The sequence below is a fragment of the Pusillimonas noertemannii genome, assembly GCF_003096595.1.
GTDB classification, from domain to species: domain Bacteria; phylum Pseudomonadota; class Gammaproteobacteria; order Burkholderiales; family Burkholderiaceae_B; genus Pusillimonas; species Pusillimonas noertemannii.
This window is the reverse complement of record NZ_QEKO01000008.1, coordinates 1-22,107: the sequence shown is the minus strand read 5'-3', so window position 1 is coordinate 22,107 and position 22,107 is coordinate 1. Positions and strand designations below refer to the sequence as shown.

General features: G+C 63.0%; 17 protein-coding genes. 4 read left to right on the top strand and 13 right to left on the bottom strand.

The window, feature by feature from the left end; all coding sequences use genetic code 11:
• Nucleotides 1–14: 14 nt before the first annotated feature.
• Nucleotides 15–533 carry a hypothetical protein gene (locus C7440_RS17660; protein WP_116519401.1) on the top strand — a complete coding sequence of 173 codons (519 nt, stop codon included), beginning with the start codon at nucleotides 15–17 and terminating at the stop codon, nucleotides 531–533.
• Nucleotides 534–612: 79 nt separating this feature from the next.
• On the opposite strand, the gene C7440_RS17655 is transcribed toward C7440_RS17660, so the two are convergent.
• The 5 genes from C7440_RS17655 to C7440_RS17635 form a co-directional block, all read right to left on the bottom strand.
• Entirely contained in the window at nucleotides 613–1,938 is a 1,326-nt protein-coding gene (locus C7440_RS17655) for a tryptophan--tRNA ligase (RefSeq protein ID WP_116519400.1), read from the bottom strand.
• 18 nt (nucleotides 1,939–1,956) lie between these two features.
• Nucleotides 1,957–3,048: a cell division protein ZapE gene (gene zapE / locus C7440_RS17650; protein WP_116519399.1), complete on the bottom strand. Its 1,092-nt coding sequence runs from the start codon at nucleotides 3,046–3,048 to the stop codon at nucleotides 1,957–1,959.
• A 101-nt stretch (nucleotides 3,049–3,149) separates the two neighbouring features.
• On the bottom strand, nucleotides 3,150–4,577 hold the full coding sequence (lpdA, locus tag C7440_RS17645) for a dihydrolipoyl dehydrogenase (RefSeq protein ID WP_116519398.1): 1,428 nt from the start codon (nucleotides 4,575–4,577) through the stop codon (nucleotides 3,150–3,152).
• A gap of 173 nt (nucleotides 4,578–4,750) precedes the next feature.
• On the bottom strand, nucleotides 4,751–5,965 hold the full coding sequence (gene odhB, locus C7440_RS17640; RefSeq protein WP_017524229.1) for a 2-oxoglutarate dehydrogenase complex dihydrolipoyllysine-residue succinyltransferase: 1,215 nt from the start codon (nucleotides 5,963–5,965) through the stop codon (nucleotides 4,751–4,753).
• 28 nt (nucleotides 5,966–5,993) lie between these two features.
• Nucleotides 5,994–8,861 (bottom strand): 2-oxoglutarate dehydrogenase E1 component, encoded by a 2,868-nt coding sequence (locus tag C7440_RS17635; protein ID WP_116519397.1) that lies wholly within the window; start codon nucleotides 8,859–8,861, stop codon nucleotides 5,994–5,996.
• Nucleotides 8,862–9,245: 384 nt separating this feature from the next.
• Between C7440_RS17635 and C7440_RS17630 the strand changes: the two genes are divergently transcribed.
• A complete protein-coding gene (locus tag C7440_RS17630) occupies nucleotides 9,246–11,543 on the top strand; it encodes an NADP-dependent malic enzyme (RefSeq protein WP_017524227.1) in 2,298 nt (765 codons plus the stop codon).
• An 85-nt stretch (nucleotides 11,544–11,628) separates the two neighbouring features.
• On the opposite strand, the gene C7440_RS17625 is transcribed toward C7440_RS17630, so the two are convergent.
• The 8 genes from C7440_RS17625 to C7440_RS17590 form a co-directional block, all read right to left on the bottom strand.
• On the bottom strand, nucleotides 11,629–13,377 hold the full coding sequence (locus C7440_RS17625; protein ID WP_051019259.1) for an amidohydrolase: 1,749 nt from the start codon (nucleotides 13,375–13,377) through the stop codon (nucleotides 11,629–11,631).
• A gap of 234 nt (nucleotides 13,378–13,611) precedes the next feature.
• Nucleotides 13,612–14,910: a citrate synthase gene (gene gltA / locus C7440_RS17620; RefSeq protein WP_116519396.1), complete on the bottom strand. Its 1,299-nt coding sequence runs from the start codon at nucleotides 14,908–14,910 to the stop codon at nucleotides 13,612–13,614.
• Between the two features lie 20 nt (nucleotides 14,911–14,930).
• A complete protein-coding gene (locus C7440_RS17615; RefSeq protein WP_116519395.1) occupies nucleotides 14,931–15,191 on the bottom strand; it encodes an FAD assembly factor SdhE in 261 nt (86 codons plus the stop codon).
• A gap of 12 nt (nucleotides 15,192–15,203) precedes the next feature.
• The gene (locus C7440_RS17610; RefSeq protein ID WP_017524223.1) at nucleotides 15,204–15,920 is read right to left on the bottom strand and encodes a succinate dehydrogenase iron-sulfur subunit; all 717 of its coding nucleotides are present in this window, start codon (nucleotides 15,918–15,920) and stop codon (nucleotides 15,204–15,206) included.
• A 13-nt stretch (nucleotides 15,921–15,933) separates the two neighbouring features.
• Nucleotides 15,934–17,712 carry a succinate dehydrogenase flavoprotein subunit gene (sdhA, locus tag C7440_RS17605; protein ID WP_026067890.1) on the bottom strand — a complete coding sequence of 593 codons (1,779 nt, stop codon included), beginning with the start codon at nucleotides 17,710–17,712 and terminating at the stop codon, nucleotides 15,934–15,936.
• Between the two features lie 3 nt (nucleotides 17,713–17,715).
• Nucleotides 17,716–18,099 (bottom strand): succinate dehydrogenase, hydrophobic membrane anchor protein, encoded by a 384-nt coding sequence (sdhD, locus tag C7440_RS17600; protein ID WP_116519394.1) that lies wholly within the window; start codon nucleotides 18,097–18,099, stop codon nucleotides 17,716–17,718.
• Nucleotides 18,099–18,512 (bottom strand): succinate dehydrogenase, cytochrome b556 subunit, encoded by a 414-nt coding sequence (sdhC, locus tag C7440_RS17595; protein ID WP_026067889.1) that lies wholly within the window; start codon nucleotides 18,510–18,512, stop codon nucleotides 18,099–18,101. Before sdhC ends, sdhD begins: the two co-directional genes overlap by 1 nt.
• 96 nt (nucleotides 18,513–18,608) lie before the next feature.
• Nucleotides 18,609–19,379: a GntR family transcriptional regulator gene (locus tag C7440_RS17590; protein ID WP_017524219.1), complete on the bottom strand. Its 771-nt coding sequence runs from the start codon at nucleotides 19,377–19,379 to the stop codon at nucleotides 18,609–18,611.
• 253 nt (nucleotides 19,380–19,632) lie between these two features.
• Here C7440_RS17590 and C7440_RS17585 point away from each other — a divergent pair, with 253 nt between their 5' ends.
• The gene (locus C7440_RS17585; protein WP_017524218.1) at nucleotides 19,633–20,622 is read left to right on the top strand and encodes a malate dehydrogenase; all 990 of its coding nucleotides are present in this window, start codon (nucleotides 19,633–19,635) and stop codon (nucleotides 20,620–20,622) included.
• A 124-nt stretch (nucleotides 20,623–20,746) separates the two neighbouring features.
• Nucleotides 20,747–21,913, top strand: a complete 1,167-nt coding sequence (gene prpC, locus C7440_RS17580; RefSeq protein ID WP_116519393.1) for a bifunctional 2-methylcitrate synthase/citrate synthase — start codon at nucleotides 20,747–20,749, stop codon at nucleotides 21,911–21,913.
• Nucleotides 21,914–22,107 lie beyond the last annotated feature (194 nt).

Sequence of the window (22,107 nt, the reverse complement as noted above, 5' to 3'; positions counted from 1 at the left end):
CAAAGGGGGGGTTCATGGAACAGGATGAAGTCCAGCACAAGCTCGCCACCCTGGTCGAGCTGCTCAGTTGCCACGACCTGGACGAGCACGAGATCGAGGGCATTGTTGCGCTGTGCGTGCAGGCCCGGCGCGAACCTGATCGCGTCCTGGCCGAAAACTATGGCGACGATGCCGCGCAGGTAGCCCGATACGACCCGGCCGGCGTCACGGCCTTTGTGATTTTCACCGAGCTCGAAGACTATTTCGCCGTTTCCGACACGGTGGACGAGCTGCACGAGCAGATCATCGCCGCATTCGAGACGCCCACGCTGCCGGACTACCCCTACGACGACAACCAGTTCGAGACCGTCGCCGATTATTTTTCATGGCTCGATGCGCAACTGCTCGCCCATCATCCCAAATACCGCCTGATCGAATTCGGGCAAAGCTACACGCACGACTTCCAGGCCGTGCTGGTATTGCGCGACAGCGTGGCGCAAATAATGGCGCTGTGCCAGGAACTGGACATCTACGCCCAACCCTGCTCTGACTGAAGCGCCGCGGCGGCGTCAATGCCGCAGCGCCGGTACCGTGGCTGCCGCCGCAAGCCCGGGGCTGGCGTAGCGAGAGCGATCAGAGTTCGGACAAAGCCGCGCGCAGCGCGGGCAGTTCAGACTCGGGCAAGCGGCATACCAGCACCCCGTCCATGATCAGTTCGATCGACCCGCCGCGAGCCTGCAGGGCGTCTTCAGGCAGACCCTGCTGCAGGCGCTTGATCATCATGCCCGCCGACTGCGGGTTGTCGAAGGACTCGGAAAGAAACACCTCGTTGCCCCCCGCGGCCTGAAGCCGGAAACGGAAGCCTCCGTCTTCGCCGCGGAAGCTGACGAAGCGCGCTTTTTTGGCGGCCGGCTTGGCGGCGGCGCTTTTCGGCGCCGCGGCGGCCAGCGGGCTGCGCAGGCCCACCGCCTCGCGCAGGCGCTCCATCAGCGGCGTGGCCAGCGCGCGAGCCTTCAGCGCTCCGGCCTGGAGTATTTCTTCAATACGCTCCGGGCTGGCCATAAGCGCATCGTAGCGCTCGCGCATGGGGCCGAGCTCGTCCTCGATAAGGGCGAACAACTGTTCCTTGGCTTCGCCCCAGCCCAGCCCCTCTTCAAGCGCGCGCCGGAACTGCGCGCTTTGCTCGGGCCGGGCGAAGGCGCGATAGATGGTGTAAAGATGCGAGCCTTCAGCATCTTTGGGCTCGCCGGGCTGGCGAGAGTCGGTAACGATGCGCATGACGGCCGCCCGCGTGGCCTTGGCGCCGCCTTCAAAGAGCGGAATCGTATTGTCGTAGCTCTTGGACATCTTGCGTCCGTCCAGGCCCGGAAGCGTGGCCACTTCGTCGTCGATCTGCACTTCGGGCAGCACGAAGAAATCCTGGCCGCCTCCATACAGGTGGTTGAAGCGCTGGGCAATGTCGCGCGCCATTTCCAGATGCTGGATCTGGTCGCGGCCCACGGGAACCTTATGGGCATTGAACATCAGGATGTCGGCCGCCATGAGCACGGGGTAGGAAAACAGCCCCATGGTGACGCCGTCGTCGGCGTCCACGCCCTTGTCGGTGTTCTGGTCCACCGAAGCCTTGTAGGCGTGGGCGCGGTTCATCAGGCCCTTGGCGGTGACGCAGCTGAGCATCCAGCACAACTCGGGTATTTCGGGGATGTCCGACTGGCGGTAGAAGGTGACCTTCTCGGGGTCAAGGCCCGCCGCAAGCCAGGTGGCCGCGATTTCGAGCCGCGAGCGCGCCACGCGTTGCGGATCATCGCACTTGATCAGCGCATGATAGTCGGCCATGAAGTAAAAGGCGTCGACATCGGGGCGGAGGCTGGCTTCGATCGAAGGACGGATGGCGCCGGCATAATTGCCCAGGTGCGGGGTTCCAGAAGTGGTGATGCCGGTCAATACGCGGGTAGTCATGGGTGTGGCTTTCAGGGTTTACAGGTCGGCCGCGGCGCGGCGTTCGGACTCGAGGTATTCGCGCGATTGCATTTCGACGATGCGCGATACCGTGCGATGGAATTCGTTGGACATCGGGCCATCAGTATATAGCTCGTCGGCCGGGCACTCGGCCGACATCACCAGTTTGACCTTGTGGTCGTAAAACACGTCGATGAGCCAGGTAAAGCGCCGCGCCGCCGAGGCATGGCGCGGCTCCATGCGGGGCACGTCCGACAAAATGATGGCCTGGAAACGGCTGGCCAGGTCGAGGTAGTCGTTTTGCGAGCGGGGCCCCTCGCATAAAGTGGCGAAGTCGAACCACACTACAGTACCGCTCAGCGCAATGGCGTGCAGCTCGCGGTTCTCGACGGTAAGCACCGGCTTGAGCGCCGCCGTGTCGGCCAGGCGATCGAAGATGGCGCGTAGCTGCTGGTTGGTGTCGGCGCGTATGGGAGTCAGGTACATGGGCACCTGCTCGAGCGTGCGGCGCCGGTAATCAACGCCCGTGTCGACGTTCATGACGTCCAGCCGGTCGTAGATCAGCTTGATCGCCGGCAGGATGCGGTCGCGGTGCAGGCCGTCGGGATACAGCCCCGAGGGTTCGTAGTTGGACGTCATGACAAACGAGGTGCCGTTCTCGAACAGCTTGAGCAGCAGCCGATACAGGATCATGGCATCGGCCACGTCGGAAACGTGGAACTCGTCGAAACATATCAGCCGATAGCGCTTGGCAATGCGCCGCGCGACTTCGTCCAGCGGATCGGCCCGGCCCTTGACCTCGCCCAACTCGCGATGCACGCCCCGCATGAATTCGTGAAAATGCAGGCGCGCCTTGCGCTTGAGCGGCACCGTCTGGTAGAAGGCGTCCATGAGGAAGCTCTTGCCCCTGCCTACGCCGCCCCACATGTAAACCCCGCGGGGTATGTCCGGCCGCTTGAACAGCTTGCGCAGGGGAGACGAGCGCGCCTGCTTGTACAGCACCCACTCGTCATAGAACGCCTGCAGGCGGTCTATCGCCGCCAGCTGCGCCTCATCAGGCTGGTAGCCCCGCTCTTCGAGCGCCTGATGATAATAGTCACGAACGTTCATGCACCACTGGATCCATAAGATGAAAAGGGGGCAAGACGCCCCCTTTTCTTTTTACCGCCGGGCCGCCCCAAGGCTCGGCGCCCGGCAAGCCAAGCCGTCTATCAGAAGTTGAGCGTGCGCTTGTCGACGGCCAGCGCGGCTTCCTTCATGGCTTCGGACAAGGTCGGGTGGGCGTGGCAGATGCGCGCGATGTCTTCGGCGGCGCCGCGGAACTCCATGATGGTAACCGCTTCGGAGATCAGCTCGGAGGCCATGGGGCCGACGATGTGCACGCCCAGCACTTCGTCCGTCTTGGCATCGGCCAGCACCTTGACGAAGCCGGTGGTGTCGCCCAGGGCGCGTGCACGGCCATTGGCCAGGAACGGGAAGCTGCCCGCCTTGTACTCGACCCCGGCAGTCTTGAGCTGTTGCTCGCTGCGGCCCACCCAGGCGATCTCGGGCGAGGTGTAGATGACGCTGGGAATGACCGCGTAATTGACATGGCCGTGCTGGCCGGCGATATGCTCGGCCACGGCAACGCCCTCTTCTTCGGCCTTGTGCGCAAGCATGGGCCCGCGCACCACATCGCCCACGGCCCAGACATTGGTAAGGTTGGTGCGGCAGTCGTCGTCGACCACGACGAAACCACGCTCGTCGAGCTTCAGGCCAACGGTCTCGACACCCAGGCCTTCGGTGTGCGGCACGCGGCCGATGGAGACGATGAGATGGTCGACGGCCAGGGACTGCTCGGCGCCGGACGCATCGGTATAGGGCACGGTAACCGTCTTGGCCGTGGCCTTGACCTCGCCGATCTTGACACCGGTCTGTATCTTGAGGCCCTGCTTGTTGAACGCCTTGAGCGCCTCTTTGGAGACCTGCTGGTCGGCCACGGCCAGGAAATCAGGCATGGCTTCAAGGATGGTGACTTCGGCGCCCAGGCGGCGCCAGACGCTGCCCAGTTCAAGGCCGATGACGCCCGCCCCAATGACGCCCAGTTTCTTGGGAACTGCGGGAATGCGCAGCGCGCCGTCGTTGGAAAGAATTTTTTTCTCGTCGAACGGCAGGCCCGGAAGCGCGCGCGGCGACGAGCCGGTGGCGACGACGACATGCTTGGCGACCAGGTCTTCGTCGGAGGTGCCCGACACCTTGATCGACCAGCCGCCGTCGACTTGCGCCACGAACGAGCCGGTGCCGTGGAAGAAGGTGACCTTGTTCTTCTTGAACAGGTAAAGAATGCCTTCGTTGTTCTGCTTGACGACCGAATCCTTGCGGCCGATGAGCGTGTCGAGCTTCAGGCCCAGGCCCTTGACTTCGATGCCGTGCTCGGAGAAATGCGTGGCCGCCTGCTCGTAGTGCTCGGACGATTGCAGCAGCGCCTTGGACGGAATGCAGCCCACGTTGGTGCAGGTGCCGCCCGGGGCCGGCTTGCCGTCGGCCGTGGACCATGCGTCGATGCACGCCACCGACATGCCCAGCTGCGCGGCCCGAATGGCGGCGATATAGCCTCCGGGACCGGCTCCGATTACCACTACGTCGAATTGTTTAGCCATTTTGTGTACTCGATGAAAGAGGATGCGCACGGCCCGTGCGCCTCGATGATGGAAGAAGACCCGTGCCGCGCGGCCGGCGAAACGCGATGGCCGCCCAAAGAAGGCGCCCCGGCCGACGCGGGTGTCGGCGCGTTGGACGGGGCTCGCGGAGGGTCATGTATGCAAGCCTGGAATCAGACGTCCAGCAGCAGGCGCTGGGGATCTTCCAGGGCTTCCTTCATGGCGACCAGTGACAGCACGGCTTCGCGGCCGTCGATGATGCGGTGGTCGTAGGACAGGGCCAGGTAGTTCATCGGACGGATGACGATCTGGCCGTTTTCGACCACGGCGCGATCCTTGGTGGCATGAATGCCCAGGATGGCCGACTGGGGCGGGTTGATGATGGGCGTGGACAGCATGGAGCCGAAGACGCCGCCGTTCGAGATGGAGAACGTGCCGCCGGTCAGCTCTTCGAGGGTAAGCTTGCCGTCGCGGGCGCGGGCGCCGAAGTCGGCGATCTGCTTCTCGATTTCGGCGATGGAAAGCTGGTCGGCGTTGCGCAGGATGGGCACCACCAGGCCGCGCGGGCTGCCCACGGCGATGCCGATGTCGAAGTAGCCGTGGTAGATGATGTCTTTGCCATCGACCGACGCGTTGACGACGGGATACTTCTTGAGGGCGGCGACTGCGGCCTTGACGAAGAAGGAAGTGAAGCCCAGCTTGACGCCGTGCTCTTTCTCGAACTTGTCTTTGTAGCGGGCCCGCAGGTCGAGGATGCCCTGCATGTTGACTTCGTTGAAGGTGGTAAGAATGGCGTTTTCAGACTGCGACTGCAGCAGGCGCTCGGCCACCCGGGCGCGCAGGCGGCTCATGGGAACGCGCTGCTCGGGACGGCCGTCGAGCGACAGCGTGGGCGCGGCGGCGGGCGCTGCCGCGGCCTTCTTGGGAGCGGATTCAGCCGACAGGGCGTCGCCCTTGGTGATGCGGCCGCCGCGGCCGGAGCCTTCGACGCCGGAGGGATCGATGCCTTTCTCGGCCAGGATCTTGCCGGCGGCGGGCGAAGCGATGGCCGAAGCCGGCGCCGAAGCGGCCGCGGGCGCGGCGGCCTGGGGCGCAGGCGCCGCTTCAGGAGCGGGCGCCGCGGCAGCGGGAGCCGCGCTGGCCTTGGCTTCGGTGTCGATGCGGGCCAGCACCTCGCCCGACGTGACGGTGCTGCCGTCGGCCTTGACGATTTCGCTGAGGACGCCGGCGGCGGGCGCGGGCACTTCGAGCACGACCTTGTCGGTTTCGACCTCGATGAGAATTTCATCGACCTCGACGGCTTCGCCAGGCTGCTTCTTCCAGTTGAGCAGCGTGGCTTCGGAGATGGATTCGGAAAGCTGCGGTACGAGAACTTCTGTGATTGCCATGGTGTTTTTCCGTGATGTTTGATGTTCGTTACTTGGTCAGCATGAAGCCCTTGAATTTGGCAGCCATGGCCTGTTCAAGCAGATTGCGCTGCTGTTCCTGGTGCTTGGCCAGATAGCCCACCGCCGGCGAGGCCGACGCACTGCGCCCTGCGTAGCCCAGGCGCTGGCCTTCCATCATATTCTCGTACAAATGGTGCTGAATATAAAACCAGGGGCCCTGATTCTGCGGTTCGTCTTGTACCCAGACGATTTCCTTGGCGTTGGCATATTTTTGCAGCTCGGCCTGGAAGGCCTTGTGGGCAAACGGATACAACTGCTCGACGCGCAGGATGGCGATGTCGGAACGGCCGGCGTCGGCGCGCGCATGAACCAGATCGTAATACACCTTGCCCGAGCACACGAGCACGCGCTTGACGGCTGCGGGATCGATGGTTTCGTCTTGTTCGCCAATGACGAGCTGGAACTGGCCCTCGAGGTCGCTGAGCGGCGACGTGGCGTCTTTGTTGCGCAGCAGCGACTTGGGCGTGAAGATGACCAGCGGCTTGCGGAACGGACGGATCATCTGGCGACGCAGCACGTGGAAGATCTGCGCGCCGTTGGTGGGCTGCACCACCTGCATGTTGTTGTCGGCGCACAGCTGCAGGAAGCGCTCGATGCGGGCCGACGAGTGCTCGGGGCCCTGGCCTTCGTAGCCGTGGGGCAGCATGAGCGTCAGGCCGCACTGGCGGCCCCACTTGGATTCGCCCGATGAAATGAACTGGTCGATCACGACCTGGGCGCCGTTGACGAAGTCGCCGAACTGGGCTTCCCAGATGGTGAGCGTATTGGGTTCGGCCGTGGCGTAACCATATTCGAAAGCCAGAACCGCTTCTTCGGAGAGCACCGAATCAATGACCAGGAAAGGCGCCTGCTTGTCGGAGACGTTCTGCAGCGGGATATAGGCGCCGTCGTTCCAGCGGTCGCGCTTTTGATCGTGCAGCACCGCATGGCGGTGGGTGAACGTGCCCCGGCCCGAATCCTGGCCGGTGATGCGCACGGCATAGCCCGATGCCACCAATGTGGCAAAGGCCAGGTGCTCGCCCATGCCCCAGTCGAGCCTGGCTTCGCCACGGGCCATCTTGAGCCGGTCGTTGAGCAGCTTGTTGACCAGGGGATGGACGGTGAAGCCCTCGGGCACCGAGGTGATCTTTTCGCCAATGCGGGTAAGTTCGGCAACGGGGACACCGGTGTCGGCCTGGTCGGTCCATTTGGCGCTGAGGAAGGGTGTCCAGTCGGTCGAGTACTTGTTCTTGTAGTCGGTAAGCACTTGCTCGACGGTACGCTTGCCGTCTTCCATGAGCTGGCGGTAGCCCTTGACGAGATCGTCGGGTTCGCCTTCGCTCATGACGCCTTGGGCGACGAGCTTGTCGGCGTACAGCTTGCGGGTGCCGGGGTGCTGGCCGATGCGCTTGTACATCAGCGGCTGGGTGAGCGAAGGAGTGTCTTGCTCGTTGTGGCCCAGCTTGCGGAAGCAGACGATGTCGACCACGACGTCGTGCTTGAACTCGCGGCGATAATCAAGGGCCAGCTGCGTGACGTAGACCACGGCTTCGGCGTCGTCGCCGTTGACGTGGAACACCGGCGCCTCGATCATCTTGACGACGTCGGTGCAATACAGCGTGGAACGCGTGTCGCGGGGGTCGGACGTGGTGAAGCCGATCTGGTTGTTGATGACGATGTGCAGCGTACCGCCCGTGCCGTAGCCGCGGGTCTGCGCCAGGTTGAGGGTTTCCATGACCACGCCCTGGCCCGCGAAGGCGGCGTCGCCGTGCACCAGCACCGGCAGCACTTGGCTGCGGTCTTTGTCGCCGCGGCGCTCTTGGCGCGCGCGCACGCTGCCCTCGACCACCGGATTGACGATTTCGAGGTGGGAGGGGTTGAAGGCCAGCGACAGGTGGACGGGGCCCCCGCGCGTGGAAAGATCGCTGGAAAAGCCGTTGTGGTACTTGACATCGCCGTCGGTAAGGGCCTGGCTGTGCTTGCCTTCGAACTCGGCGAACAGGTCGCTGGGCATCTTGCCCATGATGTTGACCAGCATGTTGAGGCGGCCGCGGTGGGCCATGCCCACGACGATTTCCTGCACGCCGTTCTCGCCGGCATGGTTGACGACTTCGTCCATGGAGGCGATGAAGCTTTCGCCGCCTTCAAGTGAGAAGCGCTTTTGACCGACGTATTTGGTGTGCAGATAGCGTTCGAGGCCTTCGGCCTCGGTAAGCTGCTGCAAGATGCGCGTTTTGCGCTCGGCCGAGAACGCGGGCACGCCCACGCTGGACTCGAGGCGCTCTTGGATCCAGCGCTTGGCGGCCGGATCGGAGATGTGCATGAACTCGGCGCCGACGCTGCGGCAATAGGTGTCACGCAGGGCCTTGAGCATGTCGCGCATGGTCATGGTGTCGGCCTTGGTGAAATACGTATTGGTCGCCGCGTAGACCTGGTCGAGATCGGCCTCGGTAAGGCCATAGAACGCGGGGTCGAGCTCGGGGATGGTGGGGCGCTCTTGGCGCTTCAGCGGATCGAGATCGGCTACGCGCACACCCAGGGTGCGATAGGCGGCGATAAGCGTCTGGACGGAAACCTGCTTGCCGGCAACCGCCAGATCGGGTTCTTGCGCGCGGGCAAAGAAGGCATTGGCCTTGGCGCGCTGCGCGAACGACTCGATGATGGGCGCGTGGGCCTGGTCGCGGGTGATTTCCTGGCCGTCAGTGGCAGGCTGATGCTGTAGCTGATCGAAGTAAGTGCGCCATTGCTCGGAAACCGAACCTGGGTTGTCCAGGTAGGATTCGTAGAGTTCCTCTACGTATGGGGCGTTACTACCGAAAAGATAAGAGTTGGATAAAAGTTCTGTTTCCGATGACATATAAGCGCTTCACCTATCCGAGTGTCTCACTCGTTATGATGCAGGACAACCTTCCGCGACACGGCCAGACCGGTTAGCGGATAGCGGGGGGCAGAAGGCAACGTGTACGACGCCTTGATTAGCCGTAGTACGGGTAGTATACCTACAAACCCCTTATATGTAACGCGCAATCCCCCAAGGAACGGGCCTCGACGCAAAAAGCGTGGACGATAACTGACACTTCCGGCCGTTCCGGGGCTTCATGACCGACGCATTACACTTACGCTCTGTACAATTCAGTCATCACGGCAGATCTCGCCAGCCAAGACCGGTTTCAAGGGGCCGGGCTCCAGACCGGCCGGACACATTATTTTTTGCTTTTCGCTTTCAGGAGTTACACCCAAGATGGATGCCAACGCGGACCTCTCGAAACTGGCGCTCGACTACCACGCCTACCCCACCCCGGGCAAGATCTCGGTAACGCCCACCAAGACGCTGGCCAACCAGGACGACCTGTCGCTGGCCTACTCTCCGGGCGTGGCGGTTGCCAGCATGGCCATCCACGCCGGAGGCGAAGAGGCCGCCGCCATGTATACCTCGCGTTCGAACCTGGTGGGCGTCATCACCAACGGCACCGCGGTGCTCGGGCTGGGCAACATCGGCCCGCTGGCCGCCAAGCCGGTCATGGAGGGCAAGGGCTGCCTGTTCAAGAAGTTCGCCGGCATCGACGTCTTCGACATCGAACTCAATGAAACCGACCCCGACAAGCTGGTCGACATCATTGCCGCACTCGAGCCCACCCTGGGCGGCGTCAACCTCGAAGACATCAAGGCTCCCGAGTGCTTCTATATTGAGAAGAAGCTGCGCGAGCGCATGAAGATCCCCGTTTTCCACGACGACCAGCACGGCACCGCCATTATTTCGGCCGCCGCCATCCTCAACGGCCTCAAGGTCGTCGAAAAGGACATCGGCTCGGTCAAGCTCGTATGCTCGGGGGCCGGCGCGGCCGCCATTGCCTGCCTCAACCTCCTGGTCAGCCTGGGCGTGCCCCGCTCGAACATCTTCGTGGTCGATTCGCGCGGCGTCATCTACGAAGGCCGCGAAAGCAATATGGAGCCCACCAAGGCCGCCTATGCACAAAAGACCGACGCCCGCACGCTGGCCGACGTATGCCGCGACGCCGACGTCTTCCTGGGCTGCTCGGCGCCCGGCGTGCTGACCGCCGACATGGTCAAGAGCATGGCCGACCGCCCCCTCATCCTGGCCCTGGCCAACCCCGAACCCGAGATCCGTCCCGAGGCCGCCAAGGCTGCTCGCCCCGACTGCGTCATGGCCACCGGGCGTTCCGACTATCCTAACCAGGTCAACAACGTCCTGTGCTTTCCCTTCATCTTCCGGGGCGCCATGGACGTCGGCGCCACGGTCATCAACGAAGAAATGAAGCTCGCCTGCGTTCGCGCCATCGCCGAACTGGCCGAGGCCGAGCAGAACGACGAGGTCGCCAACGCCTATGCGGGCCAAGACCTTACATTCGGGCCCGAGTACATCATCCCCAAGCCCTTCGACCCGCGCCTGATCGTCAAGATCGCCCCCGCCGTGGCGCAAGCCGCCATGGATTCGGGCGTGGCCACCCGCCCCATCGCCGACATCGAAGCCTACCGCCAGAAGCTCATGAGCCTGGTCTACCACACCGGCCAGCTCATGCGGCCGCTGTTCATGCAGGCCAAGAACGCGCCCAAGCGCGTCATTTATGCCGACGGCGAAGACGAGCGCGTCCTGCGCGCCGCCCAGGTCGTCATCGACGAGAAAATCGCGCATCCCATCCTGATCGGCCGCCCCGCCGTCATCGAGATGCGCATCGAGAAGTTCGGCCTGCGTCTCAACCCCGGCGAAAACATCGAGATCGTCAACCCCGAAGACGACGAGCGCTTCAACGAAACATGGAGCGGCTACTACAAGCTGCAAGGCCGCAACGGCGTCACGCCCGACATCGCCAAGGCCATGGTGCGCAAGCACAACTCGCTGATCGGCGTCATGCTGCTGCAGCGCGGAGACGCCGACGCCCTGCTGTGCGGCGCGGCCAGCCGCTACGACAACCAGCTGCGCTACGTCGACGAAGTCATAGGCCTGCGCGAAGACGCCCAGACCTATGCAGCCATGAACGTCCTCATGCTGCCCGACCAGACGCTGTTCATCTGCGATACCCACGTCAATGAAAACCCCACGGCCGAGCAGATCGCCGACATGACCATCCAGGCCGCCGCCGAAGTCTTGCGCTTCGGGGTCATACCCAAGATCGCCCTGCTCTCGCACTCCAACTTCGGCAGCCGCGTCACCGAATCCTCGCGCAAAATGGCCCGCGCCCGTCAGATCATCGCCGAACGCGCGCCCCAGCTCGAGGTCGACGGCGAAATGCACGCCGACGCCGCCCTGTCCGAGAAGATCCGCCTCAAGGCCTTCCCCGAGTCCACCCTGAAGGGCCCGGCCAACCTGCTCATCACTCCCAATCTCGACACCGGCAACATCACCTACAACATGCTCAAGATGACAGGCAGCAACGGTGTGGCGATGGGCCCGGTCCTGCTGGGCGCGGCGCGCCCCGTGCACATCCTCACCACCAGCGCCACCGTGCGCCGCATCGTCAACATGACGGCACTGGCGGTGGTCGATGCACAGCAAGAAGCCGGGCAGGTGCAGTTGTAAGCTATTCGCTCCCGCTTGCGCCTGACGCAACCCATCGAACCGGCAAAGCTTTCGAGCTTTGCCGGTTTTTTTGTGTAGGCAACGCCTACTGCGCCGCGTACACCCTGGCCCCGGCGAAGTAGGTCTCCAGCACCTGCGTCTGCTTCAGCGACTCGGCGTCGACCTCGAGCACGTCGCGGTCGACGACAATGAAGTCCGCCTGCTTGCCCGGCGCCAGCGTGCCTATCTTGTCCGCCAGGCCTATGGCCTGTGCGGCGTGGCGGGTATACGCCAGCAGCATGCTGGTTTTGTCCAGGCGCTCGGCGGGGTTCAAGCCACCCTCCGGCCCCTGGCGCGTCATTGCATGATGCATGGCCTCCCAGGGGTTGGCCGTCGAGATGGGCCAGTCGCTGGCGCCGGCGATCACCGCGCCCTGCTTTTGCAGCGAACGCGCCGGATACTGTCCCATGAACGCCGTCTCGCTCAGATAGGGCTTGACCAGATCAAGCAGGTAATTGTCGATTTCCGCCCAATGCAATTGCATGACGGCGATGACGCCCAGATGTGCAAAGCGCGGATAGTCCCCGGCGTCCACCAGCTGCAGATGCGTGATGGAGTGACGCACGCCGCTGTCGCGATGCTTGCGCGCCGCCTCGAAGGCATCCAGGGACTCGCGTACGGCGCGATCGCCCAGAGCATGGATATGCACGAGCCAGCCGCGCGCATCGGCCGCATCGACCAGGGCCTGCAAGCCCTCGCGGGTTAGCAGCATTTCGCCCCGCTTGCCCGAGTTACCGTATTGGCCCAGCAGGGCTGCGCTTTGCGCCGGGTACTCCAGCACGCCGTCGGCGAATATCTTGATGCCCGGCAGGGTCAGGTTCGGCGTGCCTTGAAATTGCTCGCGAACGGTGTTCAGCCGCTCGAGGTCGGCGGCGTCGCTGATCGGGCTGGCCACCAGCAAGGCCGCCACATGCGCAGTCAGGGCACCGGCCTCGGCCAAGGCGCGATAGGCCGGCAATATACCCGTCCCCGTGCTGCCGGGGGCGCGTGAAAACAGCGCCTCGCCGGGACCGGCGTTGGCGGCCGGGTCCATCCAGGCCGTGATGCCATAGCGGTTGTTGGCGCGCACGGCAAACTTTCCGGCCTCCAGCAACAGGTTCTCGTCCGGCTTGGGCAGTTGCATGGTCACTAGGTCGACTCCGGCATCGACCAGGATGCCGTCCGGCTCGCCGTCGGCTCCCACGCCCACCGTGTGTCGCTGCGCGGCCGTCAGGCTGCGCGCATACGCCGCATCGATGCCCGCTTTGGCGCGCATGGCGCGGTTGGCCCAGGCGGTGTGCAAGTCCGAGCCCATCAGCAGCAAAGGCTGGGACGCCCAGCCACCCGCGTCGAAGACTTCGGCCAAAGCCTGTGGATCCTTCCAGGTGCCCGGGTTCACGCCGAAGACCACCAGGGGCGCGCCCGCTTCGCCGCGCGCCTCATCGTGCCAGATCTGCACGCGCCGCCTGACGGCCGCAATGTCCAGCTCTTCGTCTTGCAGATTGGGCGACAAGGCGGCCAAGCCGCCAATCACCGCGTGGGTGTGCGCATCGATCAGGCCCGGCAATACACGCTTGCCCTGCAGATCCACCACCTGCGTCCGCGGCCCCTTGTACGCCAGGACTTCGTCCTGTTCGCCAACGGCCAGTATGCGGCCGCCCTGCACTGCAAACGCCTCGGCCGAAGGCCTGGCCTCATCCGCGGTAAACACCTTGGCATTGACGAAAATGGCTTCTGGCGCGGCCTGCGCCGCCATTGCCACGCCCGCCAGCAAACCTGCCAAAACCGATGCACACCGCGCGATTACCGTGAGCATGCGCAATCACTCCTCTTTCTTTGCCCTGCTTTTTTTTGTCTTTCAGAGACTTCGGGACAGGGCAGTGTATCACTAGCGTTTACAACTGGCTAAGGCCTCTTCAGGCAAGCGTTACGAGCACGAAGGATGCGGCGCATGGCCTGTGGATGTACGGCAGGCACCCAGCGGGCTCAAACGCAAAAAACGCCCCGAAGGGCGTTTTTGCACAGCTTTCGAACGGAGCCGCAGCCGGTATTACTTGGCGATGTCGCGCGGAGCATGACCCGTGTACAGCTGACGCGGACGGCCGATCTTGTAGTCGGGATCGGACAGCATCTCGTTCCATTGGGCGATCCAGCCCACCGTGCGGGCCAGCGCAAAGATGGCCGTGAACATCGAAGTGGGAATACCGATGGCGCGCTGCACGATGCCCGAGTAGAAGTCGACATTGGGGTACAGCTTGCGATCGACAAAGTACGGGTCTTCGAGGGCGATGCGCTCGAGTTCCATCGCCAGCTTGAACAGCGGATCGTTTTCCAGGCCCAAGGCGCCCAGCACTTCTTTGCAGGTTTCCTGCATGAGCTTGGCGCGCGGATCGTAGTTCTTGTACACACGATGGCCAAAGCCCATCAGGCGAACGCCCGAATTCTTGTCCTTGACCTTCTCCATGAACTCGCCAACCTTGGCCACGCCGCCGTTGGCCTGCAGCTCTTCGAGCATCTGCAGGCAGGCTTCGTTGGCGCCGCCATGAGCGGGGCCCCACAGGCATGCGACACCCGCGGCAATGGCGGCGAACGGATTGGTGCCCGACGAGCCGCAAAGGCGAACCGTGGAAGTCGATGCATTCTGCTCGTGGTCGGCGTGCAGGATGAAGATGCGGTCGAGCGCGCGCTCGACCACGTCATTGACCTTGTAGTCTTCGCAAGGCGTGGCGAACATCATGCGCAGGAAATTGCCCGTGTACGACAGGTCGTTCTGCGGATAGATGTACGGCTGGCCCATCGAGTACTTGTATGCCATGGCCACCAGGGTAGGCAGCTTGGCGATCAGGCGGATGGCCGAGATTTCTCGGTGACGGGCGTTGGTGATGTCGGTGGAGTCGTGGTAGAAGGCCGACATCGCGCCGACCAGGCCCGTAAGCACTGCCATCGGATGCGCGTCGCGGCGGAAGCCGCGCAGGAACATGTGCATCTGCTCGTGAACCATGGTGTGGTTCGTGACCAGGGAATCGAACTCGCGCTTTTGCTCGGCATTGGGCAGCTCGCCGTTCAGGATCAGATAGCTGACATCCATGAAGTCGCAGTTTTGCGCGAGCTGGTCGATGGGATATCCGCGATACAGCAACTGGCCCTTGTCGCCGTCGATATAGGTAATCGACGACTCGCATGACGCCGTGGCCAGGAAGCCCGGATCGTAGGTGAACATGCCCGTTTGGCCGTAGAGCTTGCGAATATCGATGACATCAGGCCCGATCGTGCCCTGATATACAGGGAATTCGACGGACGCGCTGCCGTCGGATAGCGACAGGGTGGCTTTTTTATCTGATAGTTGCATCTTTATCAATCCTCTAAATATTACAGCTCTCGCATTTGCGCGACCAGGCGACGCAGCTCGGGAGTATCGTATTCTCCTTCGAGCTGGGTACGGGCCAGCAATACGTCAAGCAATTCATTGTCCCCCATCTCGAACAGCTGAGTGAGGGCGTGCACATCGGCATCGGTAAGCTCGTCTTCGAACTGATCGAGAAACTTCGTGATGATCAGGTCGTTTTCCAGCAAACCGCGCCGGGCTCGCCAACGCAAGCGCGGGCGGTCGATTTCCGACTGTTTTTTCATTGGGCTATCGCCTTAGATAGTGCGACGGACCAGGAGCTCCTTGATCTTGCCAATGGCTTTCGCCGGGTTGAGCCCCTTGGGACAGACGTCTGTACAGTTCATGATGGTGTGGCAACGGAACAGACGGTAGGGATCTTCGAGGTTGTCGAGCCGCTCGGCCGTGGCCTCGTCGCGCGTGTCGACGATGAAGCGGTAGGCTTGCAGCAGGCCTGCCGGGCCCACGTACTTGTCGGGGTTCCACCAGAACGACGGGCAGGCCGTGGAGCAGCAGGCGCACAGGATGCACTCGTACAGGCCGTCGATTTCTTCGCGCGCCTCGGGGGTTTGCAGACGCTCTTTTTCGGGCGGCGGCTGGTCGTTGATCAGGAAGGGCTTGATCGAATGGTACTGATTGAAGAAGTGCGTCATGTCGACGATAAGGTCGCGCACCACGGGCAGACCGGGCAAGGGACGCAGCACGATGGGTTCGCTTAGCTCGCGCAGGTTCGTGGTGCAGGCCAGGCCGTTCTTGCCGTTGATGTTCATGGCGTCGGAACCGCACACGCCCTCGCGGCACGAACGGCGCAGCGCCAGGCTGTCGTCGACATCGTGCTTGATGCGCACCAGCGCGTCGAGCAGCATCTTGTCGTTGGGCTGCAGCTCGACCTCGAGCTTCTGCATGTAGGGACGCTCGTCCTTGTCGGGGTCGTAGCGGTAGATCTCAAATTTGACGATACGTTTTTCGCTCATTTCTGTATCCTGCTTAGAAGGTCCGTGCCTTGGGCGGGAAGCTCTCGACGGTTAGCGGCTTCATTTGCACAGGCTTGTATTCGAGGCGGCGGTCTTCGGAGAACCACAGGGTGTGGCGCAGCCAGTTTTCGTCGTCGCGCTCGGGGTGGTCGTCGAGGGCGTGGGCGCCGCGGCTTTCGGTGCGGTTGGCGGCCGACTTGGTGGTGGCCAGCGCCACTTCCTTCATGTTGGCCAGCTCGAGGGCCTCCATGCGGGCCGTGTTCCAGACCCTGGACTTGTCCTTGAAGTAGACGTTGTCGCAGCGGTCGGCGATTTGCTCCATGTCGGTAACGCCTTCGTTGAGCAGCTTGAGCGTGCGGAACACACCGCAGTGGTTCTGCATGCTGTTGCGCATGGCGTTGTGCACTTCGTAGACATTTTCGCCCGAGCTGCGCTTTTCAAGCTGGTCGACCCGGTCGAGCGAGTAGTCGATGGCCGATTCGGGGATGGCCTGGTGAGCGTGCTGGCGCTCGGGGTGCGATTCGACAATGTGGTTGCCCGCGGCGCGGCCGAACACGATGAGGTCGAGCAGCGAGTTGGTGCCCAGGCGGTTGGCGCCGTGCACCGAGGTGGCCGCGCATTCGCCCACTGCGTAAAGGCCCTGCACCGGCTTGTTCTCGCCGTTGCGCCAATCCATGACCTGGCCGTAGATGTTGGTGGGCAGGCCGCCCATCTGGTAATGGATGGTGGGAATGACGGGGATCGGATCCTTGATGGGATCGACGTTGCCGAACTTGATGGCGATCTCGCGGATGGAAGGCAGGCGCTTCATGATGGTTTCTGCGCCGATGTGGTCGAGCTTGAGCAGAATGTGGTCGCCATTGGGGCCACAGCCGCGGCCTTCCTTGATTTCCTGGTCCATGGAGCGCGAAACGAAGTCGCGCGGGGCCAGGTCCTTGAGCGTGGGCGCATAGCGCTCCATGAAGCGCTCGCCGTCTTTATTGAGCAGAATGCCGCCTTCGCCGCGCACGCCTTCGGTGATGAGCACGCCCGCCCCGGCCACCCCGGTGGGGTGGAACTGCCAGAACTCCATGTCTTCGAGCGGCAGGCCGGCACGTGCCGCCATGCCCAGGCCGTCGCCGGTGTTGATGAAGGCATTGGTGGACGCGGCCCAGATGCGGCCCGCCCCGCCGGTGGCCAGCACGGTTTGCTTGGCTTCAAGGACGTAGATATCGCCCGTTTCGAGCTCGAGCGCGGTGACGCCCAGCACGTCGCCGGCCTCGTTGCGCAGGAGGTCGAGCGCCATCCATTCGACGAAGAACTGCGTGCGTGCCGCGACGTTGCGCTGATACAGCGTGTGCAGCATGGCATGGCCGGTACGGTCGGCCGCCGCACAGGCGCGCTGAACGGGCTTTTCGCCGAAATTGGCCGTGTGGCCGCCGAAGGGACGCTGGTAGATGGTGCCGTCGGGGTTGCGGTCGAACGGCATGCCGAAATGCTCGAGCTCGTACACGGCGTTGGGCGCTTCACGGCACATGAATTCGATGGCGTCCTGGTCGCCGAGCCAGTCGGAACCCTTGACGGTATCGTACATGTGCCAGTACCAGCTGTCTTCGCTCATGTTGCCCAGCGAGGCGCTGACGCCGCCCTGCGCCGCAACGGTGTGCGAGCGGGTGGGAAAGACCTTGGACAATACGGCGACCGACAGGCCCGCTTGCGCCAGTTGCAGCGAGCAACGCATGCCGGCCCCGCCGGCACCTACGACCACCACATCGAATTGGCGGCGAGGTAGGGAATGTTTGACAGCAGCCACGGCTTATAGACTCCAGAGAACTTTAGCGAAATAAACGATAGAACCCACCAGCCACAGCACAGTCAGGACCTGCAGGAAAAGGCGCAGGCCGGCCGAGGTGACGTAGTCCATCCAGATATCGCGCACGCCGATCCAGGCATGCCAGGCGACAGAGAAAAAGGCCAGCGTCGCCAACAACTGGCCCACGGGCAGCACGCCCAGATGGAAGGTGAAAAGATGCTGCCAGGCTTCGAAGTTCATTTCCGAGGAAAAGAGGAAGCCGAAGAAGATGATCAGTGTGTAGATGGCCATGATGATGGCCGTGCAGCGCTGAACGATGAAATCGAGAGTGCCGTAATGCGCCCCTACCACGAGGCGTTTCGTGCCAAGACGTTGCTGAGTCGTCATTACCATGCTCCGAACAGTTTGAGACCAAATACCACGGTCAGGGCCAGGCTGACTCCGAAGACGATCCCGGCGGATTTTTGCATCGATGCCTTCTCTGTGCCGATATGCAGGTCGAACACGAGATAGCGAATGCCGGCACAGAAGTGGTGCAGGTAACCCCAGATCAACACCAGCAGGATGAGCTTACAGACGGGGTGCCCCACCCATTCGCGCATGGCGGCATAGCTTTCGGGCGAAGTGATGCTGGCTGCGAAGAGAGGTACAAGGATCAGCGGCAGGCTCAGGAACAGCAGGGCGCCGCTGACGCGATGCAAAATTGAGGACTTGCCGGCAAGCGGGAGGTGGTAACTAAGTAGCTGCGCGGCGCTTAGATTGCGAAACTGCGGGCGCGGTTTGGAAGCTGAATCGGACATGACGGCCTCAAGGTTGTAACAAGTAATTATTGCAAAGCGATACGGAGTATTTTCGCCTATTTGGACGAAGACGATCAAATAAGGAACACACTCCTTCTAGTTCAAGCTGTTTCGGTAATGAAAGCGTTCGGTGACATAAAGGCCGCGGCGGACCTCCATGGGCCGGTCGCCATAGGTATAGGAAACCCGTTCAACCTGCAGCAACGGCGTGCCGGGCTCGACGCCCAGCAACTGGGCCGGTTCGCCCGCCGCCGCCATGGCGCGGATTTTTTCTTCGGCGCGCACCATGCTGACGCCGTATTCGGACTCGAACAGAGCATACAGCGGCCCCCTGTAGCGCGACAGGGAATCGGCGGTAAGCCCGCGGAAAACCGAGCCCGGCAGCCAGATGTCGTCAAGTATGGTGGGCACCTGGTCAAAGGACAGCAGGCGCCGGAGGTTGACGACGATGTCGGCGGCCCGCAAGTCGAGCAGGCGGGCAATGTCGACAGGCGCCTTGACGCGGCGGCAATCGAGTATCTGGCTGCCCGACACCGGCTGCTTGCCGTCGTCGGGGGTAAGGCGCAGGAAGCGGAAACGCACCTTGGCTTCGTGGTGGGTTGCCACGAAGGTGCCCTTGCCCTGCCGGCGCAGCAGCAGGTTTTCGGCGGCGAGCTCGTCGATGGCCTTGCGCACCGTGCCCTGGCTGACCTGGAAGCGCGACGCAAGTTCGAGCTCGCTGGGAATGGCCTCGCCCGGTTTCCACTCGCCCCGGTCGAGGCTTTGCAGCAGCAAACCCTTGATCTGCTGGTACAACGGGCTGTAGGCCGCGCTGGCTGCAGCGCGCTCGGTGTCGGGCGCGGAATCTGTCGAGGGTTTGTCGGACATGAAAAGACGTTTTCGAGAGCGATGGGAATTTCGTGAAACGCCCGCTATTTTCGCACGGTTCACATTTTCTGTCTAACACTCTTCTGTCTTATATAAGATATAAGATTGACGCTGTTTTTGATTTCCTCTAATCTTCTATCGTTTTAAACTAGCGAATGCCATCCAGAGTCGATTGACGCCAAACGGCCGGTGCGACCGCCCTTTTGCGTCAATCGATGCTGGACATTTGTTTATCATCACACCGGAGATCTCCATGTCCAAACCCGCCATGCGCGTCGCCGTCACCGGCGCCGCCGGCCAAATTGGTTACGCCCTGCTGTTCCGTATCGCCTCGGGCGAAATGCTGGGCAAAGACCAGCCCGTCATTCTGCAACTGCTCGAAATCCCCGACGAGAAGGCCCAGAAGGCCCTCAAGGGCGTAATGATGGAACTGGACGACTGCGCATTCCCGCTGCTGGCCGGCATGACCGCCCACAGTGATCCGCGCGAGGCCTTCAAAGATGCCGACGTCGCCCTTCTGGTGGGCGCCCGCCCGCGCGGCCCCGGCATGGAGCGCAAGGACCTTCTGCAGGTCAACGCCCAGATCTTCACCGCCCAGGGCAAGGCCCTGAACGACGTCGCCAGCCGCGACGTCAAGGTGCTGGTGGTCGGCAACCCCGCCAACACCAACGCCTACATCGCCATGAAGTCGGCCCCCGACCTGCCCGCCAAGAACTTCACCGCCATGCTGCGCCTGGACCACAACCGCGCCCTCACCCAGCTGGCCTCCAAGTCGGGCAAGCGCGTGGCCGACATCGAGAAACTCATCGTGTGGGGCAACCACTCGCCCACCATGTATCCCGATATCCGCTTCGCCACGGTCGAAGGCCAGGGCCTGGCCCAGCTCATCAATGACGACGCCTGGAACCGCGACACCTTCATCCCCACGGTGGGCAAGCGCGGCGCGGCCATCATCGACGCGCGCGGCCTGTCGTCGGCCGCATCGGCCGCCAACGCCGCCATCGACCACGTCCGCGACTGGGTGCTGGGCAGCAACGGCAAGTGGGTTACCATGGGCGTGCCGTCCGACGGCTCCTACGGCATTCCCGAAGGCATCATCTACGGCGTGCCCGTTACCACCGCCAATGGCGAATACACGCGTGTCGAGGGCCTTGAAATCGACGCCTTCTCGCGCGAGCGCATGGACCACACGCTGAACGAGCTTCTGGAAGAACGCGACGGCGTCAAAGACCTGCTGGGCTGATCCGCAGCCGGCAACAGGGCCTGTCGATACGAAGGCCTTCCAATACGCCCCGCGGCCCAACAGCTCGTGGGGCGTTTTTTCATCAGAACTTCGGCGATACCCGCTGACCCTACGGAGACAAGCCATGGCAACCGCGACAAAGAAAACCGCCGCCCCCGCCCCCAAGCCCAAGAAGTCCGTCGCCCTGTCGGGCGTCGTGGCCGGCAACACGGCCCTGTGCACCGTGGGGCGAAGCGGCAACGACCTGCACTACCGCGGCTACGACATTCTTGATATCGCCGACACCAGCGAATTCGAGGAAATCGCCCACCTGCTGGTCCACAGCAGCCTGCCCACCCGGGCAGAGCTCAAGGCCTACAAAGAAAAGCTGCGCCGCCTGCGGGGGCTGCCCGAAGCCCTGCAGCTGGCGCTGCAGTGCCTGCCCGCGGCCAGCCACCCCATGGACGTGATGCGCACCGCAGCCTCCGTCCTGGGCTGCACGCTGCCCGAAAAGGACGACCACAATCTGCCCGATGCCCGCGACATCGCCGACCGCCTCATGGCCTGCCTGGGCCCCGCACTGCTGTACTGGTACCACTACAGCCACAATGGGCGCATCATCGATGTGCATACCGATGACGACAGCATAGGCGGCAACTTCCTGCATCTGCTGCATGGAACGGCGCCAAGCAGCGAATGGGTCAGGGCCATGCATACCTCGCTCATCCTGTACGCCGAGCACGAATTCAACGCCTCGACCTTCACCTGCCGGGTCATTGCCGGCACCGGCTCGGACATGTATTCGGCCATCGCCGGCGGCATCGGGGCGCTGCGCGGGCCCAAGCACGGCGGCGCCAACGAAGTCGCGTTCGAGATACAAAAACGCTACGCCTCGCCCGATGAGGCCGAGGCCGACATACGCCAGCGGCTTGAAAACAAAGAGGTCATCATCGGCTTCGGTCATCCCGTCTACACCGTGTCCGACCCCCGCAACCAGGTCATCAAGGAAGTCTCCCGCAAGCTGTCGCGCAGCGCCGGCAGCATGAAGATGTACAACATCGCCGAGCGGCTCGAGACTGTCATGTGGGACGCCAAGAAGATGTTCCCCAACCTGGACTGGTTCTCGGCCGTGTCGTATCACATGATGGGCGTGCCCACGGCCATGTTCACGCCGCTGTTCGTCATTGCACGCACCGCCGGCTGGGCGGCCCACATCATCGAGCAGCGCATCGACAACAAGATCATCCGGCCCACCGCCAACTACGTGGGCCCCGAAGACCGCAAGTTCGTGCCGATCAGCAAGCGCCGCTGACGGCGGGCCTGCCCGCATCGGCACCACACCGACAGACGCCGGCCTTGGCCGGCGTCTTCCGCAATCAGGAACCATCACAGGAAGCCGCATGTCCGCCCCCATTTCCAACGTCCGTCCCGAGCCCGACCAGGTACTGGTCGACATCGTGGACTATGTGCTGAACCACCCGATCGACAGCGCCCTGGCCTACGACA

Excerpts from the sequence above, each read along its gene's own strand:
- C7440_RS17660 (WP_116519401.1), top strand. The coding sequence starts at position 15 with ATGGAACAGGATGAAGTCCAGCACAAGCTCGCCACCCTGGTCGAGCTG.
- C7440_RS17655 (WP_116519400.1), bottom strand. The coding sequence starts at position 1,938 with ATGACTACCCGCGTATTGACCGGCATCACCACTTCTGGAACCCCGCAC.
- zapE (WP_116519399.1), bottom strand. The coding sequence starts at position 3,048 with ATGAACGTTCGTGACTATTATCATCAGGCGCTCGAAGAGCGGGGCTAC.
- lpdA (WP_116519398.1), bottom strand. The coding sequence starts at position 4,577 with ATGGCTAAACAATTCGACGTAGTGGTAATCGGAGCCGGTCCCGGAGGC.
- odhB (WP_017524229.1), bottom strand. The coding sequence starts at position 5,965 with ATGGCAATCACAGAAGTTCTCGTACCGCAGCTTTCCGAATCCATCTCC.
- C7440_RS17635 (WP_116519397.1), bottom strand. The coding sequence starts at position 8,861 with ATGTCATCGGAAACAGAACTTTTATCCAACTCTTATCTTTTCGGTAGT.
- C7440_RS17630 (WP_017524227.1), top strand. The coding sequence starts at position 9,246 with ATGGATGCCAACGCGGACCTCTCGAAACTGGCGCTCGACTACCACGCC.
- C7440_RS17625 (WP_051019259.1), bottom strand. The coding sequence starts at position 13,377 with ATGCTCACGGTAATCGCGCGGTGTGCATCGGTTTTGGCAGGTTTGCTG.
- gltA (WP_116519396.1), bottom strand. The coding sequence starts at position 14,910 with ATGCAACTATCAGATAAAAAAGCCACCCTGTCGCTATCCGACGGCAGC.
- C7440_RS17615 (WP_116519395.1), bottom strand. The coding sequence starts at position 15,191 with ATGAAAAAACAGTCGGAAATCGACCGCCCGCGCTTGCGTTGGCGAGCC.
- C7440_RS17610 (WP_017524223.1), bottom strand. The coding sequence starts at position 15,920 with ATGAGCGAAAAACGTATCGTCAAATTTGAGATCTACCGCTACGACCCC.
- sdhD (WP_116519394.1), bottom strand. The coding sequence starts at position 18,099 with ATGACGACTCAGCAACGTCTTGGCACGAAACGCCTCGTGGTAGGGGCG.
- sdhC (WP_026067889.1), bottom strand. The coding sequence starts at position 18,512 with ATGTCCGATTCAGCTTCCAAACCGCGCCCGCAGTTTCGCAATCTAAGC.
- C7440_RS17590 (WP_017524219.1), bottom strand. The coding sequence starts at position 19,379 with ATGTCCGACAAACCCTCGACAGATTCCGCGCCCGACACCGAGCGCGCT.
- C7440_RS17585 (WP_017524218.1), top strand. The coding sequence starts at position 19,633 with ATGTCCAAACCCGCCATGCGCGTCGCCGTCACCGGCGCCGCCGGCCAA.
- prpC (WP_116519393.1), top strand. The coding sequence starts at position 20,747 with ATGGCAACCGCGACAAAGAAAACCGCCGCCCCCGCCCCCAAGCCCAAG.